We start from the raw sequence: 15,177 nt of genomic DNA on the forward strand, positions 1-15,177 counted from the left end.
GCGTGACCACGAGATGACATCCTGGCGAACTGACACCCAACAGGAGCTGTTGAAACAGAAACGGCGGGCGGCCACCAGAGCAAATCGAGGATTCTGCCCCAACGGGCACGATCCAGGGCAGCCGGAATGCCCCCGATCAGGCACCGCAGGCCGTTTCGACGAGGGCAACGCGCGCGTGAGGCTGAGGGGCGTCCTGTCTCGTACCCCGAGGAGAGCAGAGCATGCCGTCCTACCTGTCGCCCGGCGTCTACGTCGAGGAGGTGGCCAGCGGCTCGCGCCCGATCGAGGGAGTGGGCACGTCCGTGGCGGCCTTCGTCGGGCTCGCGCCCACCGGGCCCCTCAACGAGCCGACGCTGGTGACCAACTGGACGCAGTACGTCGCGTCCTTCGGTGACTTCACCGACGGCTACTACCTCGCGCACTCCGTCTACGGCTTCTTCAACAACGGCGGTTCGGCCGCCTACGTCGTGCGCGTCGGCGGCTCCGCCGACGGCGCCGGCGCGGGCGCCACCGCCTCCCCCGCCGCCGTGAACGGCTCCGCCGCCCCGGCCGCGCTGCCCGCCGCCGAGCCCAAGCAGCTCGGCACGTTCGCCGTGACGGCGACGACGGCCGGCCAGCACGGCCCGCTCACCGTCGAGGTCGCCGACCCCGAGGGCGAGGGCCCCGCCGAGCGCTTCAAGCTGATCGTCAAGGACGGCGAGAAGCCGGTCGAGACGTTCGACGTGAGCGCCAAGAAGGGCAACCGCTCCTACGTCGTCACCCAGGTGAAGGAGCGCTCCAAGCTCATCACCGTCACCGAGGCCGCCCCGGCCGCGCAGCTGGCCCGTCCGGAGAACCAGACGGTGACCCTGGCCGTGCCGCCCGCCCCGGCCACCCCCGTCGAGCAGGTCCCGGACGAGATCGCCCAGCCCGGCCCCGCCCAGTACCTCGGCGACAGCTCCGACCGCACCGGCTTCGGCGGCCTGGAGGCGATCGACGAGATCTCCATGGTCGCGGTGCCCGACCTGATGGCCGCCTACCAGGCCGGCGCCATCGACCTGGAGGCCGTCAAGGCCGTCCAGCTCGGCATGATCGCCCACGCCGAGCTGATGGGCGACCGGGTCGCCATCATCGACCCGCCGCCGGGACTGAACGCCCGCCAGATCCGCGTCTGGCGCCAGGAGACGGCCGGCTACGACTCCAAGTACGCCGCCATGTACTACCCCTGGATCAAGTCCTTCGACCCGGCCACCGGTCAGGCCCGCCTGGTCCCGCCGAGCGGTCACATGGCCGGCATCTGGGCCCGCAACGACTTCGAGCGCGGTGTGCACAAGGCCCCCGCCAACGAGGTCGTGCGCGGCGCCGTCGACCTGGAGCTGCAGATCACCCGCGGCGAGCAGGACCTGCTCAACCCGATCGGCGTCAACTGCATCCGCTCCTTCCCGGGCCGCGGCATCCGCGTCTGGGGCGCCCGCACCCTCTCCTCCGACCCGGCGTGGCGCTACCTGAACATCCGCCGGTACTTCAACTACCTGGAGGAGTCGATCCTGATCGGCACCCAGTGGGTGGTCTTCGAGCCGAACGACCACAACCTCTGGGCCCGCATCCGGCGCAACGTCTCGGCGTTCCTGGTCAACGAGTGGCGCAACGGCGCCCTCTTCGGGCAGAGCCCCGAGCAGGCCTTCTACGTCAAGTGTGACGAGGAGACCAACCCACCGGAGTCCGTCGACCTCGGCCGGGTCATCTGCGAGATCGGCATCGCGCCGGTCAAGCCCGCCGAGTTCGTCATCTTCCGGCTGGCCCAGTTCTCCAGCGGCAGCGGCGAGCTGGAGGAGTAGGCGCACCGCGTTCCCGCGGCCCCTCCCCCACTTTTCCTAGAAGGACAGCGAACCCATGGCTCTCCCCAAAGAAGAAGATGTCCTCGTAGCACCGAATTTCGGTCTCCAGATCGACGGTGTGATGGTCGAGTACCTCAACTCGGTCAGCGGCCTCCAGGTCGAGCAGGACGTCATCAAGTACCAGCAGAACGCGGGCGCGACCGGCCGCAACAACGTCACCCTGATGCCGGGCGTGGCCAAGGACGGGCAGGTCCAGGTCGAGCGCGGCGCGAGCATGTCGCCCGCGTTCACCCAGTGGATCGACGACTCCCTGAACGGCCGGATGGCCACCGCCCGCAAGAACGCCTCGATCATCCTGATGGACTACGAGGACAGCCCGGTCAGGCGCTGGAACCTGCGCAACGCCTGGTGCAGCAAGATCGTGATGGGCACGCTGAAGGCGGGTGACACCAATCCGCTCACCGAGACCGTGACCATCGTGTTCGAAGAACTGGTCGTCGAGTAATGCGGCGTTCGGCTGTCGGCGCGCCCAGTGCGAGCAGGGTTGCGGAGGCGCCCGCGGCCGACCGGTCCGCGGCGGCGGGAGCGGAGGTCACTCCGGCGCCCGCCGCCGCGCCGCCGGCGGACGTGGCCCCGCGGCAGACGCTGCGCACCGAGTTCCCCTTCGAACTGCCCCGCGGCTACGTGGACGACAACGGCACGGTGCACCGCAACGGTGTGATGCGCCTGTCGACGGCACGGGACGAACTCGTGCCGCTGCGCGACGTCCGCGTCCAGCAGAACCCGGCGTACCTGTCGGTGGTCCTGCTCGGCCGGGTCATCACCCAGCTGGGCACGCTGCCGTCGGTGCACGACGGGATCGTGGAGAGCATGTTCGCCTCCGACCTGGCGTTCCTCCAGGACTTCTACCGCCAGATCAACGCCGAGGGCCACACCCGGGCGGCGGTGGAATGCCCGCACTGCTCCGAGCCCTTCGAGGTGGAACTCGGCGGGAGCCGCCTGGGGGAATCGTGACGTACGCGACCGACCGGCTGCAGGAGGAGATCGCGTACGTCGCCTACCACTTCCACTGGAGCCTGGAGGCGATCCTGGACCTGGAACACCATGACCGCCGCCAGTACACGGAACAGATCGCGTCCTTCGTGACGCGCGCCGAGGCGGAGGGCTAGACGTGGGCTTCCTGGACCGTTTGCGGAGCCGGGGCGAGCGTCCCGCCGCCACGACCGCGACACCGGCGGCGGCAGGGCCGGCACCGGTGTCCGAGGCGACCCCGGCGCCGGCCCCCGCCGCGAGCCCGGCCCCGGCCCCCGCGCCGGGTCCGGGGCCGGTGGTGCGGGCCGCGTGGTCGGCGCTGCCGCCGATCCAGCGGTCCGCGGCGGCCGGTGGCCCCGGGGTCGCCGACAACCGGTTCGGCGGACGCCTGCCGACCTGGCAGAACCCGTCGTTCGCGGAGCCCGTGACCGTCGGCGTCCTGGACACCTCGCCGCACCGCCTGCTGCCGCCCACGTCGGCGGTCGGCGGCGCGGGCACCCCGGTCACCGGCCTGGAACGGCCGGCCCGCGCACTGCCCCCGGCCAGCGCCGCGGCGGGCGGCCCGGCGGTGCAGCGCGCGCCGGCGGTACCGCTGCGGGCCGTCCCCGCGGCGGACCCGACGGCTGCCGCGGGGGAGGCCGGAGGGCGGGTGCCGTCGGCGTCTTCGGCGGCTCCGGCGGCTTCGGCGGCTTCGGTGTCGTCCGCGCCGTCCGCGTCCGCTCCGGCGGCGGGCGGTGGACCGGCCGTCCAGCGGGCGGCCACGTCCTCCGGGCCGGCCGCCGCCTCCGTGCCCCCGGTTCCGGTGACCCCGGTGCTGCCGCCGGCGCCGGCTCCGGTCCCGCAGCGCGGCGTCCGCGTGACCGCCGCGCCGCCGGCACCGGCCGTCCCGCAGCTTCCCCTGGTCAAGGCGCCGGTCGCGGCACCGTCCGTACAGCGCAGGTCACTGCCCACGACGCGCCGGGAGTCCGCGCCGTCGGGCGGGAGTCCGGCCACGGCGTCACGGCCGACGGACGGTGACGGCGGGGGAGGCGGCACGTCCGCCTCCCCCGCACCGGCGTCCCCCGCGCCCACGTCCCCCGCACCGTCCGCACCCTCCGCACCCACCTCCTCCGCGCCCGCGTCCCCGCCGGCCGCCGTACCCGGCCGTGCCGCCGCGCCCTCCGGTGCCGCCCCGTCGGAGGCCGCCCTGCCGATCCAGCGGGCCGTCACCCGCGACACCGCAGGCCCGGTGACGCCCTCCGCTTCCTCCCCTTCCGCGCCGGCCACCACGCCGGGCCGTACGTCCGCCCCCGCGAGCCCCTCCGGCCCCGCCCCGGCGCCCGCCGTCCAGCGCCGGGCCACGGACACCGCGCCGCCGGCCCCGCGCGCGGCCGACCCCGTGCGCGGCGCGAGCACCTCCGGCACCGCGCAGTCCGCCGTCCAGCGGCAGAGCACCGGCCCGGTGCGCCCCGACCGGTCGGCGCCCGCACCGGGCCCGGACAGCGCCGCCACCCCGCCCGCCGTACGGCCCCGGCCGGCCGGCGACCCGGTACCGCCCGCGCGCGGCGCCGACGCCGCCGCGGCGCCCGCCGTCCAGCGCCGGACGAGCGGCGACTCCGTACCGCCCGGCCTGCCGATCGCCTCGAAGGACTCCGGCGCTCCGGGCCGCGACACACCGGCCTCGGTCCAGCGCCGGACGGCCGAACCGGCGCAGCCGGCCCGACCGGTTCCCGCGCCCGCTGCCGACACGCCGAGCGCCCCCGCGCGGGCGGACCGCCCCGCGGCCACTTCCCCCGCCGGCCCGCCCGCCGTGCAGCGCCACCCGGCCGAGCCCACGCAGCCCGCCCGGCCGGCCCCCGCGCGGGACGCGGACGCCGGCGGCTCCTCCCGCGCCACCGGCACCTCCGCGCCGTCCCGGGTCCAGCGCCGGACGCCCGCCACCCCCGTACAGCCCGACCTGCCGATCGCCTCCAAGGGCGCCGGCGCTGCGGACCGGGACGCGCCGCCCGCCGTCCAGCGCCGGGCCGCGACCGGTGACCCGGCACAGCCGACCCGGAACCCGGGCAACCCCGGCACCACCACACCGTCGGTGCCGCGGTCCGCCCCCACTGCGCCCACGGCCTCCCCGGTCCAGCGGCAGGCCACCCCGGCCACGGCCCAGCCGGCCCAGCCGGCCCAGCCGACCCGCCCGAGCACGCCCCCGTCGGCACCGGCCGCGCCCGGCACGTCGGCCCCCGCGCCCGCCGTCCAGCGCCGTACCTCGGACGCCGTCCGCTCCGACGCCCCGCCCGCCCTCCCGGTCGAGCACAAGCGCCCCGCGTCCACCCCTCCGGCGCCCTCCGCCACGCCCGCGCCGGCCCCGGCGGCACCCACCGCCTCCGGACCCGCGCCCACCACCTCCGGACCGGCGCCGTCCGTCCCGTCGGGCCCCGCGCCCGCCGTCCAGCGCCTCGCCGCGGACGCCGCCCGCCCCGACGCGCCGCCCGCCCTCCCGGTCGAGTCCGCGCGCCCCGCGCCGCCCGCCCCCGGCCAGGTGCAGCGCGCCACGCCGACGGCACCGTCGTCCGGCACGACGTCCCGGCCCGCCCCGCCGAAGACGGCACCGGCACCGGCACCCGCACCCGCACCCGAGGTTCAGCGGGCGCTCCCGCGTACTCCCGCCACGCCTCCGGTACGGCAGCCCGCCGCCGGGGCGTCCGCCGGGCAACTGCCGGTCCAGCGGGCCGCCGCCGCCCCGTCGCCCGCCCGCCGTCCAGGACTCGGCGCCCCCCTGCCCGCCGCCCCGGCCCGCACGCCCGCCGCACCGACGGCGCCGGCGCCGCGCGCCGCCACGACAGGCACGGGCACCCCGGCCGCCACGCCCACCGGGCCCACCGGGCCCGCCGTACAGCGCCTGCCGCTGTCCTCGCCCCCGGCCGCGCCCGCACCGGCGCCCACCTCCGACGGCCCCTCCGCCCCCGAGGTGCGGCACGCGGCGCCTGCCGAGCCGCCGGCCCTGCCGGTCGCGGCCGCCGCTCCCGGCGAGCCTCGCGTCCAGCGCGCCGCCGAGCCCGCCGGGTCCGGGCCCGCCCCGGCTCCCGCATCCGCGCCCGCCCCCGTCGTGGCTCCCGTCGTGGCCCCCGTCCAGCGGGCCGCCGCCACCCCGCCCCGCCCCGCGAGCACCGCACCCGCCGTCCAGCGCGCCGTGCTGCCCGTCGCCTTCGGCCCCCGGCCCCACCGGTCCGACGCGCCCCCGGCCGCCCCGGCCACGCCGACCACCCCGGCCGTCCCGGTGGTCACGACCTCCATGTCGTCCCCGCCCCCCACCGCGCTGCCCGCCCCGGCCCCGCTCCCGACGGCCGCCCCGGCCATCGCCCCGGCCCCGGCCCCGGCCCCCAGCGTCCAGCGCCTCCCCCTGAACGCCGCCCCCACCCCCGTACCCCTGCGCACCCCCCAGAGCCCGACGGGTCCCACGGGCCCCACAGGCCCCACCAGCCCCGCCACCCCCCTCCCCGTCGCCTCCCTCACCCCGCCCCCCACGGCACCGCCCGCCCCGCTGCCACGGCCCGCCGCGGCCACCGGGACCGAGGCGGCCTCCGTGCAGCGCGCCCCGGCGCGGTCGGCCACCAGCGCGCTCGCCGCCGCCGCGGCGGCCACCGTCTCCGCCACGCTGGGCCGGTTCCAGCCGCACCAGAACGACAGCGGACACCACGCCACCGGCAACCACGGCAACGGCCCCGAGGACCCGCCGCCGCCCTACGCCGCGGTGCCGCCCCCCGGGCACACCCCGGCCGCCCGGCCGTCGCCCCCACCGACCGCGTCCGCCCGGACACCGGCACCCGCGTGGAACCCGAAGGAGCTGACCGACCCCCAGCTCGACGAACTCGTGCACCGGATCATCGGCCGCGTCACCCGTCTCGTCCGCACCGAACTCCGGATGGACCGTGAACGGATCGGCAGACTCCGCGACGACCGCCGCTGACGTCCCCGCCCCACCGCCCACGACCGCCCGACCCGCCCCGCCCGTCACAACCGCCCCCCGCCGCCCCCGCCACCCCCGCCGCCCCGACGCTTCCGACAGAAAGGCCGACCCCCGATGCCCCGCCAGGACCCGGGTTCCACCATCTGGTTCTCCCTCTCGATCGACGGCCAGAGCCTGGGCTACTGGAACGGATGCGACGGCCTGTCGTCCCAGGTCGAGGTCGAGCAGCGCCAGGAGGGCGGCAACAACGGCTTCGTCTGGCAGCTGCCGACCCGCGTGACCTTCTCCAACATCCGGCTGACCCGTCCGATCACCCCGGACACCGCGAAGGTCGCCAAGTGGATCTCCTCCGTGCAGACCGGCATCAAGCGGCCCACCGGCACGATCGTGGCCCGGCGCGCGGACGGTTCGGAGGTCGCCCGCTGGGGGCTGCTGGACGTGCTGCCGGTCAGCTGGCAGGGACCGTCCTTCGACGCCGGCAGCCCGGCCGTCGCCACGGAGGTCCTGGAGATCGCCCACCACGGCTTCACCGACTGAACAGCCCGAGCGGAACCACCGGAACCACCGGAACCACCGGAAGCAGCGGAACGAAAGGAGCGGCCCACCTCATGGCCAAAAGCAGCGGCGCCGGCAAGAGTCTCGTCCACGCCACCCTCGCCATCCACGAGCCGCCCGCCGGCGACAGCACCTCGCCGGGCGCCCTCATCGAGACCTTCACCTTCCAGTTCAACCCGGCGCAGCTGACCCTGTCCCGCCGCGCCGAGTGGAAGGAAGGGCACGCGGCCAGCACCCGCAACGCCGCGATACCCGAGTTCATGAGTCCGGTGGCCCGTGAGATGTCCGTGGAGATCTTCCTGGACTCCTCGGACCAGCCCAGCGGCAACAAGGTCCTCAAGCAGGTCGACCTCCTGCTGAAGTGCTGCGTGGTGACGAGCAAGAGCCTGGCCGACGACCGGCCCTCGCCGCCCTGGGTGGTCTTCCAGTGGGGTTCCTTCTCCACGGCCCGGTTCACCGCCTACGTCGGCTCCGTCGACGTCTCGTACACGCTGTTCGGAACCTCCGGCATCCCGATCCGCGCCACCTGCCAGCTCCAGCTGCACGAGCTGCCGCAGGCCACCGAGGGCCAGAACCCGACCTCGGGCGCCCTCACCGCCCAGCGCGTGCACCGCGTCGTCGCCGGCGACTCGCTCCAGTCGCTGGCCTGGCAGGAGTACGGCGACGCCTCCGCCTGGCGGGCCATCGCCGAGGCCAACGGGATCGACGACCCCGCGCAGCTGCCCACCGGCACCGACCTGCTCCTCCCCGCCACCGGAGAGGTGCACCGCTGATGCCGCCGCTGACGTATTCCAACATCATCAAGGTCAAGATCAACGGCGTCGAGCTGCGCAAGACGATCGCCCCGCTGCTGGTCGGAGGCTGGGTCGACCAGGGCGTCGGCGTCCCCGCCGCGTTCCGCCTCACCTTCCGCGACCCCAACCGGACCCTGCTGACCCGGCTCGGCGTCAACTTCGGCAGCAAGGTGGTCCTGACCCCCGTCGCCAACGGCAAGGGCGTCGCCGACCCGCTGCTGACCGGCGAGGTCACCGCCCTGGAGGCCGACTACGACGGCACCGGCTCCTTCACCGTGATCCGCGGCTACGACCTCGGCCACCGCCTGCTGCGCCAGCGCCGGGTGGCCGCGTACACCAACGAGACCGCCTCCTCGATCGTGCGGAAACTGGTCAAGCTCAACAGCGTGCCGGTCGGCCGCATCGAGTCGACGAAGACGCCGTACGAGTTCATCAGCCAGGGCAACGTCACCGACTGGGACTTCATCGCGCGGCTCGCCGACGAGAACGAGATGGTCATGTCCCTGGACGCCAAGGGCAAGTTCAACTTCGTCTCGCCCAAACCGTCCTCCGGCGCGCCCTCCCCGGAGACGGACGGTGACAAGAGCCCCTTCGTGCTCCAGGCCCGGCACGACATCCTGCGGCTGCGCACCGCCGTCACCGCCGCCGACCAGGTCGCCAAGGTGGAGTCACGGGGCTGGGACGTCAACCTCGCCAAGGAGATCGTCGCCACCGCCCCGGCCACCACCAACCCGGGCTTCGAGATCGGCGCCACCCCCGGCAGCGCGGCCCGCTTCTTCCCGCCGGCCAAGCTGGTGGAGACCGCCACGCCCTACGACAAGCAGGCCGAGGTCACCTACGCCGCCAAAGCCCTCGCCGACGACGTCACCTCCGCTTTCGCCGAACTGGAGGTCGCCGTCCGCGGCAACCCCAAGCTGCGGCCCGGCGTCCCGGTGGCGCTCGCCGACACCGGCAAGCCCTTCGAGGGCAAGTACACCGTCACCTCCGTCCGCCACAGCTTCGGCAGCGGCGAGCACTACGAGTCCGCGCTCACCGTCAGCGGACGCCAGTGGCGCTCCCTGTACGGCCTGGCCTCCGGCGGCACCGGGACCTCGCCCAAGCTGCCCAGCGTCGCCAACGCCGTCGTCACCGATGTCACCGACCCGCTCAAACGAGGCCGGGTCAAGCTCAAGTTCCCCTGGCTGGACGACACCTACGTCAGCGACTGGACGCGCTCGGTGCAGTACGGCGGCAAGGGCGGCGGCGGCTTCTTCCCGATGGACGTCGGCGACGAGGTGCTCGTCGCCTTCGACCGGGGCGCCCTCGACCACCCCTTCGTCATCGGCGGGCTCTACAACGGCCGTGACCAGGAGACCAAGAACGACGTCCAGCTCTACGCGGGTGCCCGCAACCAGGCCAGCCGGCACACCATCTCCGACCGCACCGGCAACCGCGTCGACCTGCTCAGCGCCAAACTCGCCCGCAAGCAGGGCGTACGCATCCAGTCCGGCGACGACAAACTGGTCATCAACCTCGACCGGGCCAACACCGCGATCACCGTCGACAGCAAGGGCACGGTCAGCATCAAGGGCAGCCGCTCGGTGTCGGTGGACGCCGGCACCAGCATGACCCTGACCGCCGGACGCTCCCTGACCATCAAGAGCGGCGGCCCGCTCACCCTGCAGAGCGGCAGCCTGATCAACATGCGGGCCGCCACGCAGATCGGCGTCAACGCGGGAGCCGCCCTGAACCTGACGGCGGGCGCGGTCGCCAACCTGACCGGCGGGGCGATGACGAACATCACCGGCACCGCCGGCCTGAACCTCACCTCCCCCGTCCAGACCAGGGTCACGGGCGCCCAGTTCACGGTCATGTCCCCGATCTTCAAGGTGGCCACGATTCCCATACCGGGTGCGTCATGACCCGCAGTCCAGGAAGGCAGGTGGCCCGCTGATGGCCGAACAGTTCGTAGGCTCCGGCTGGTCGTTCCCGTTGCGCATCGGGCCGACCGGCGGCATCGCCCTGGTCAGCGGCGAGAAGGAGATCGAGGAGGCCATCCGGCTCGTCCTGTCGACCGCGCCGGGCGAACGGCCCATGCGCCCCGAGTTCGGCTGCGCCATCCACGACCTGGTCTTCGCCCCGGTCAACGAGCAGACCGCCGGCCGCATCCAGCACGAGGTCTACCTCAGCCTGGACCGCTGGGAGCCGCGCATCGAGGTGCAGGACGTGGAGGTGTCGGTGGGCGCCGAGGAGAGCACCCTCCTCATCGACGTCCGCTACTCCATCCGCGGCACCAACAACCCGCGCAGCCTCGTCTTCCCGTTCTACGTCATCCCCTCCCACGAGGAACCGGGCACACCGGCACCGTCCGACGGCCCCGGCACCCTCCCCGAAAGCGACCGCTGATGCCCCTGCCCTCCCCGAACCTCGACGACCGCCGCTTCCAGCAGTTCGTCGACGACGCCAAGCGCTACATCCAGCAGCGCGCCCCGGAGTGGACCGACCACAACGTCTCCGACCCCGGCGTCACCCTCGTCGAGACGGTCGCGCACATGGCCGACCAGATCGTCTACCGGCTCAACCGGGTCCCGGAGAAGAACCACCTCGCCTTCCTGGACCTGGTCGGCATCACCCTCTTCCCGCCCACCGCGGCCCGCACCGACGTCACCTTCTGGCTGTCCGCGCCGCAGGAGGAGGCCGTCTCCGTACCGGTCGGCACCGAGGTCGCCACCCTGCGCACGGAGAACGAGGAAGCGGTCGTCTTCGCCGTCGACCGGGACCTGCGCATCGCCCCCAGCGCCCTGCGCCACCTGGTCGTCCAGCAGCGCGGCGAGGCCGTCGCCGACCGCACCCACGACCTCGCCGAGGGCACCGACATCCTGTGCTTCGCCGAGTCCCCGCGCCCCGGCGACTGCATGCTGCTCGGCCTCACCGCCGCCGTGCCGCACTGCGCCGTGGTCCTGGAACTCGACAGCCGCGTCGACGGCGTCGGCGTCGACCCCCGCCAGCCTCCCCTGGTCTGGGAGGCCTGGACCGAGGACGGCTGGCAGCCCTGCGAGGTCGACCGCGACGGCACCGGCGGCCTCAACCGCCCCGGCGAGATCGTCCTGCACGTCCCCGGCACCCACGTGCTCTCCCGCACCGGCGGCCACGAGGCGGGCTGGCTGCGCTGCCGCGTCACCGAACCGCTGCCCGACCAGCCCTTCTACACCACCTCCCCGACGGTCCGCTCCGCCGAGGCCTGCACCATCGGCGGCACCACCACCGCCATCCACGCCGAGACCGTCTACGACGAGGCACTCGGCGAGTCCACCGGCCTGCCCGGCCAGCGCCTGCGCCTGGAGCACGCCCCCGTCGTCGGCGACACCCCGCCCGTCCTGCTGCAGAGCGCCGAGCACGACGGCTGGGTCGACTGGGACGTCGTACCGCACTTCGCGGGCTCCCGCCCCGACGACCGGCACATCACCCTGGACCCGACCACCGGCGAGATCGCCTTCGGCCCCTCCGTCCGCGAACCCGACGGCAGCCTCCGCCAGTACGGCATGGTCCCCCCGAAGGGCGCCGTGCTGCGCGCCCGCCGCTACCGCACCGGCGGCGGCCGGGCCGGCAACGTCGCCCGCGGCGCCGTACGCATCCTGCGCACCTCCATCCCGTTCGTCAGCGAGGTCGTCAACCGCGAGGCCGCCCGCGGCGGCGTCGACGGCGAGACCGTCGAGGAGGCGAAGGTCCGCGCCCCCATCACGCTGCGCGCCCAGGAACGCGCCGTCACCCTGCGCGACTACGAGGAACTCGCCCGCCGCGCCGCCCCCGAGACCGCCCGCATCACCTGCCTGGAGGGCGAGGAGAGCGAACACGGCGCCTACGCCGTCCGCGTCCTCGTCGTCCCCCAGGCCGTCCCCGACCCCGGCGGCCGGCTCCGCTTCGAACAGCTCGTCCCCGGCGACGCGCTGCTCGACCGGATCACCCGCTACCTCGACGTCCGCCGCCTCATCGGCACCCGCCTGGCCGTCGGCCCGCCGTTCTACCAGGGCGTCACCGTCGTCGCCACGCTGCACGCCTTCCGCGCCGCCGACACCGACAAGGTGCGCCGCCAGGCCCACGACGCCCTCTACCGCCACCTCGACCCGCTCACCGGCGGCGCCGACGGCAAGGGCTGGCCCTTCGGCCGCCCCGTCCAGGCCGGCGAGATCTTCGCGGTGCTCCAGCGCGTCCCGGGCGTCGAACTCGTCGACGAGGTCATCCTGCACCCCGCCGACCCGCTGACCGGCAAGCGCGGCGACGCCACCGACCGCATCGACCTCAGCGCCCCGTCCCTGGTCTTCTCCTTCGACCACCGGGTCCGCGTGATCGGAGACGACCGGTGAGGGGCTCCGTCGACGGCCTCGGCTCCTCCGCGCCCATCGGCCTGATGCTCCCGGCCGTCTTCGCCGACGACGACCTGGCGCTGCGGTTCGTCGGCGGCCTGGACGACGTCATGGCACCGATCCTCAACGTCCTGGACTGCCTGCACGCCTACTTCGTCCCGTCGCTGGCCCCCGCCGACTTCACCCGGTGGCTCGGCGACTGGATCGGCGCGGAGACCGACGGCACCGAAGCCGAGGACCGGCTGCGCGCCACCGTGGCCGCCGCCGCCCACCTGCACCGCGTACGGGGCACCCGCCGGGGCCTGTCCGAAGCGGTCCGCCTCGCCTTCGGCGTCGAACCCGAGATCACCGAGAGCGGCGGCGCCGAATGGAGCGCCCGCCCGCTCGGCCCGGTCCCCGGCGACCGGCGCCCGCACCTGCACGTCGCCATCCGCCTGCCCGACCCGGTTCCGGCGGACACGCACCGCCTGGACGCCCTCGTGGCGGCCGCCCGTCCCGCTCACATGCCCTACACGGTCCAGGTGACCGCCGCCGAAAGGACTTCGGAGAGATGACCACGCAGAACTGCGCGGAGTGCGGCACCCGTGCGGAACCGGGCCAGTCGTTCTGCGACGCCTGCGGCTCCGTCCTCAGCTGGGAGTCCTCCTCCCGCTCCCGCTCCACCCCGAACGCCGAGTCCACGGCCGCCGCCCGCGCCAACGGCTCCGCGCCGACGGCCACGGCCGCCCCGACGACCGCACCCCCGGCCGGCCAGGGAACCCAGGCCCCCCGGCAAGGACCCACCGCTCAGGACACATCCACCCCGCCCGAACCCCCGTCCCCCGCCACGGCCCCCGCCACGGCCCCCGAAGGAGCCCCCACCGCCCCCACCGCACCCACCGCGACCGCCGCCACAGCCGCCACCCCGTCAGCCACCCCGCCCCCCGACCGCAGCGACTCCGCGGCCACCACCCCCCTGCCCACCGCCGGAGCGGCCCCCGCCCCCGCGGCCCCCGCCGCCCCCGACATGGGCGACACCATGGCCCACCGCGCCCGCTCCCTCCTCGTCCCCGTCGCCGACCCCGAGGCCCGCACCGTCCCCTCGGACCCGGCCGTCGCCCCCGTCCTGCCCGGCGTCCCGGTGGCCGACCGGCCCACGGTACGGCCCGTGGGACCGCAGGAGGGCGAGAGCGGCCCGCCCTGCCCCTGGTGCGCCACGCCCAACCGCGTCGACCGCCACTTCTGCGTCCGCTGCGCCATGCCGCTGGCCGGCGACGAACGCCAGGACGCCCGCCCGCTCCCCTGGTGGCGCCGTATGTTCCGGGGCACCCAGGAGACCCCCTGGGCCGGCGACCGCCCCCGCCTGCGCCGCACCTTCGACCAGATCGGCACCTGGATCTGGATCGCGGTCACCATCACCGCGGTGGTCCTCGGCATCATCTACATCCCCGACGGCTACCAGGCCACCCGCGACCACTTCGCCAAGCGCGCCCCGGTCGCCCCGGACTCGGTGAAGGCGTCCCGCTCCTACCCCGGCCACAAGCCGGAACTCGTCTTCGACAAGCTCAGCAACACCTGGTGGGGCCCGGGCGTGGCCCAGTCCGGCGAGGGCCAGTGGATCGAGGCCCGCTTCAGCGAGCCGGTCCGCCTGCTCGACGTGATCGTCACCTCGGGCGTCTCCAGCCGCGCCGACAAGCTCCAGGAGCAGGCGCTGCCGCACCGCGTCAAGGCGACGATCACCATGAAGGACGGCACGAAGAAGACCCGCAACCTCACCCTGGACCAGGCGGCCGGCGGCCAGCGCCGCGCCTTCCGGGTCGGCGAGGTCAGCGCGGTCCGCTTCACCATCGAGTCCGCGTACGGCACCTCCGACAAGAAGCAGGTGGCGATCGCCGAGGTCGAGTTCTTCAGCCGCTCCACGGGCGACGGCTCCTGACCGCCCCCACCCGCCCCCGGAAACGGCCCTCGCCTGCCACAGGCGGGGGCCGTTCCCCGTCCCACGCACAGAACCCCAGGCCACGAGCCCCGTGACCTGGGGTTCCCCAGAGCCCCCTGTCGGATTCGAACCGACGACCTACGCATTACAAGTGCGTTGCTCTGGCCATCTGAGCTAAGGAGGCACCGCGCGCGTACCCGCGCGAAGGCTGCTCCACTGTACACAGCCCCCGTTTCCCTGAGCCAGGACGTTCCCCGTCACCCCAGCTCGTACGTGAACGCGTACGCCACCGACGCTTCCCCGTGCCGTGCGGTGAACTCCCCCGTCCCGCGCACCCCGGTCAGTTCCCCCGTCCCCGACCCGGCGACCACCTCGAAGGCGCAGTGCACGGTCCCGTCGGCGTCGAAGCTGCCGCGTTCCTCGACCGCGAAGGTGCCCTCGCGGCCGTCGAGGCGGCCGGTCAGCAGCTCCATGCCGGTGAAGGTGCCGATGAAGGTGCCGGTGGAGGGGCCGGTGGAGGGGCCGGTGGCGCCGGGGACGTAGACGATGACGTACTCGCAGACCGTGCCGGACGCCTCGATGCCGCCGGTGAAGCTGTTGGTCACGGAAGCGCGGGCGACGCGTGGGATCTCGTCGGCCGGGGTGAGCGGGTGTTCCTTCCAGTCGGCGGCGGTGAAGTGGCCGGTGGTGCGGGTGCCGGGCATGGGCGGTGTCCTCTCCGTCGGTGCGACGCGGTGCGGGACCACTCTGGACGCCGTACCTGACACCTCCTGTCAGGTAC

13 protein-coding genes and 1 tRNA gene are annotated in these 15,177 nt (G+C 74.7%); 12 read left to right on the top strand and 2 right to left on the bottom strand.

Features of this window, described 5'->3' with window-relative positions; all coding sequences use genetic code 11:
* Positions 1 to 221: 221 nt before the first annotated feature.
* From ACIQR3_RS12190 to ACIQR3_RS12245, 12 genes are all read left to right on the top strand, one after another.
* Positions 222 to 1,817 (top strand): phage tail sheath subtilisin-like domain-containing protein, encoded by a 1,596-nt coding sequence (locus ACIQR3_RS12190; protein ID WP_403537584.1) that lies wholly within the window; start codon positions 222 to 224, stop codon positions 1,815 to 1,817.
* A 55-nt stretch (positions 1,818 to 1,872) separates the two neighbouring features.
* Positions 1,873 to 2,322, top strand: coding sequence for a phage tail protein (locus ACIQR3_RS12195; protein WP_215173251.1), 450 nt, complete (start codon positions 1,873 to 1,875; stop codon positions 2,320 to 2,322).
* A complete protein-coding gene (locus ACIQR3_RS12200; RefSeq protein ID WP_403537586.1) occupies positions 2,322 to 2,831 on the top strand; it encodes a hypothetical protein in 510 nt (169 codons plus the stop codon). The genes ACIQR3_RS12195 and ACIQR3_RS12200 overlap by 1 nt, the downstream gene beginning before the upstream one ends.
* Positions 2,828 to 2,986 carry a DUF6760 family protein gene (locus ACIQR3_RS12205; RefSeq protein WP_215173255.1) on the top strand — a complete coding sequence of 53 codons (159 nt, stop codon included), beginning with the start codon at positions 2,828 to 2,830 and terminating at the stop codon, positions 2,984 to 2,986. The genes ACIQR3_RS12200 and ACIQR3_RS12205 overlap by 4 nt, the downstream gene beginning before the upstream one ends.
* An 86-nt stretch (positions 2,987 to 3,072) precedes the next feature.
* Positions 3,073 to 6,789 carry a hypothetical protein gene (locus ACIQR3_RS12210; protein ID WP_403537588.1) on the top strand — a complete coding sequence of 1,239 codons (3,717 nt, stop codon included), beginning with the start codon at positions 3,073 to 3,075 and terminating at the stop codon, positions 6,787 to 6,789.
* A 114-nt stretch (positions 6,790 to 6,903) separates the two neighbouring features.
* A complete protein-coding gene (locus ACIQR3_RS12215) occupies positions 6,904 to 7,326 on the top strand; it encodes a phage tail protein (protein ID WP_215174814.1) in 423 nt (140 codons plus the stop codon).
* A 71-nt stretch (positions 7,327 to 7,397) separates the two neighbouring features.
* Positions 7,398 to 8,117 carry a LysM peptidoglycan-binding domain-containing protein gene (locus ACIQR3_RS12220; RefSeq protein WP_403537590.1) on the top strand — a complete coding sequence of 240 codons (720 nt, stop codon included), beginning with the start codon at positions 7,398 to 7,400 and terminating at the stop codon, positions 8,115 to 8,117.
* Positions 8,117 to 10,039 (top strand): VgrG-related protein, encoded by a 1,923-nt coding sequence (locus ACIQR3_RS12225; protein WP_403537592.1) that lies wholly within the window; start codon positions 8,117 to 8,119, stop codon positions 10,037 to 10,039. The genes ACIQR3_RS12220 and ACIQR3_RS12225 overlap by 1 nt, the downstream gene beginning before the upstream one ends.
* 31 nt (positions 10,040 to 10,070) lie before the next feature.
* Complete coding sequence (locus tag ACIQR3_RS12230) at positions 10,071 to 10,523, top strand: GPW/gp25 family protein (RefSeq protein WP_215174808.1); 453 nt, start codon at positions 10,071 to 10,073, stop codon at positions 10,521 to 10,523.
* Positions 10,523 to 12,481, top strand: a complete 1,959-nt coding sequence (locus ACIQR3_RS12235) for a putative baseplate assembly protein (RefSeq protein WP_403537594.1) — start codon at positions 10,523 to 10,525, stop codon at positions 12,479 to 12,481. Before ACIQR3_RS12230 ends, ACIQR3_RS12235 begins: the two co-directional genes overlap by 1 nt.
* A gap of 44 nt (positions 12,482 to 12,525) precedes the next feature.
* Positions 12,526 to 13,035, top strand: a complete 510-nt coding sequence (locus ACIQR3_RS12240; protein WP_403537810.1) for a phage tail protein — start codon at positions 12,526 to 12,528, stop codon at positions 13,033 to 13,035.
* Entirely contained in the window at positions 13,032 to 14,396 is a 1,365-nt protein-coding gene (locus ACIQR3_RS12245) for an NADase-type glycan-binding domain-containing protein (protein WP_403537595.1), read from the top strand. Before ACIQR3_RS12240 ends, ACIQR3_RS12245 begins: the two co-directional genes overlap by 4 nt.
* Positions 14,397 to 14,506: 110 nt before the next feature.
* Here ACIQR3_RS12245 and ACIQR3_RS12250 read toward each other — a convergent pair.
* A tRNA-Thr gene (locus ACIQR3_RS12250) sits at positions 14,507 to 14,580 on the bottom strand.
* Between the two features lie 73 nt (positions 14,581 to 14,653).
* Positions 14,654 to 15,100: a DUF3224 domain-containing protein gene (locus tag ACIQR3_RS12255; RefSeq protein ID WP_403537597.1), complete on the bottom strand. Its 447-nt coding sequence runs from the start codon at positions 15,098 to 15,100 to the stop codon at positions 14,654 to 14,656.
* Positions 15,101 to 15,177: the final 77 nt, after the last annotated feature.

This window comes from Streptomyces sp. NPDC090994 (assembly GCF_044768905.1).
In the GTDB taxonomy this organism is placed as follows: Bacteria; Actinomycetota; Actinomycetes; order Streptomycetales; family Streptomycetaceae; genus Streptomyces.

Excerpts from the sequence above, each read along its gene's own strand:
- ACIQR3_RS12190 (WP_403537584.1), top strand. The coding sequence starts at position 222 with ATGCCGTCCTACCTGTCGCCCGGCGTCTACGTCGAGGAGGTGGCCAGC.
- ACIQR3_RS12195 (WP_215173251.1), top strand. The coding sequence starts at position 1,873 with ATGGCTCTCCCCAAAGAAGAAGATGTCCTCGTAGCACCGAATTTCGGT.
- ACIQR3_RS12200 (WP_403537586.1), top strand. The coding sequence starts at position 2,322 with ATGCGGCGTTCGGCTGTCGGCGCGCCCAGTGCGAGCAGGGTTGCGGAG.
- ACIQR3_RS12215 (WP_215174814.1), top strand. The coding sequence starts at position 6,904 with ATGCCCCGCCAGGACCCGGGTTCCACCATCTGGTTCTCCCTCTCGATC.
- ACIQR3_RS12220 (WP_403537590.1), top strand. The coding sequence starts at position 7,398 with ATGGCCAAAAGCAGCGGCGCCGGCAAGAGTCTCGTCCACGCCACCCTC.
- ACIQR3_RS12225 (WP_403537592.1), top strand. The coding sequence starts at position 8,117 with ATGCCGCCGCTGACGTATTCCAACATCATCAAGGTCAAGATCAACGGC.
- ACIQR3_RS12230 (WP_215174808.1), top strand. The coding sequence starts at position 10,071 with ATGGCCGAACAGTTCGTAGGCTCCGGCTGGTCGTTCCCGTTGCGCATC.
- ACIQR3_RS12235 (WP_403537594.1), top strand. The coding sequence starts at position 10,523 with ATGCCCCTGCCCTCCCCGAACCTCGACGACCGCCGCTTCCAGCAGTTC.
- ACIQR3_RS12240 (WP_403537810.1), top strand. The coding sequence starts at position 12,526 with ATGCTCCCGGCCGTCTTCGCCGACGACGACCTGGCGCTGCGGTTCGTC.
- ACIQR3_RS12245 (WP_403537595.1), top strand. The coding sequence starts at position 13,032 with ATGACCACGCAGAACTGCGCGGAGTGCGGCACCCGTGCGGAACCGGGC.
- ACIQR3_RS12255 (WP_403537597.1), bottom strand. The coding sequence starts at position 15,100 with ATGCCCGGCACCCGCACCACCGGCCACTTCACCGCCGCCGACTGGAAG.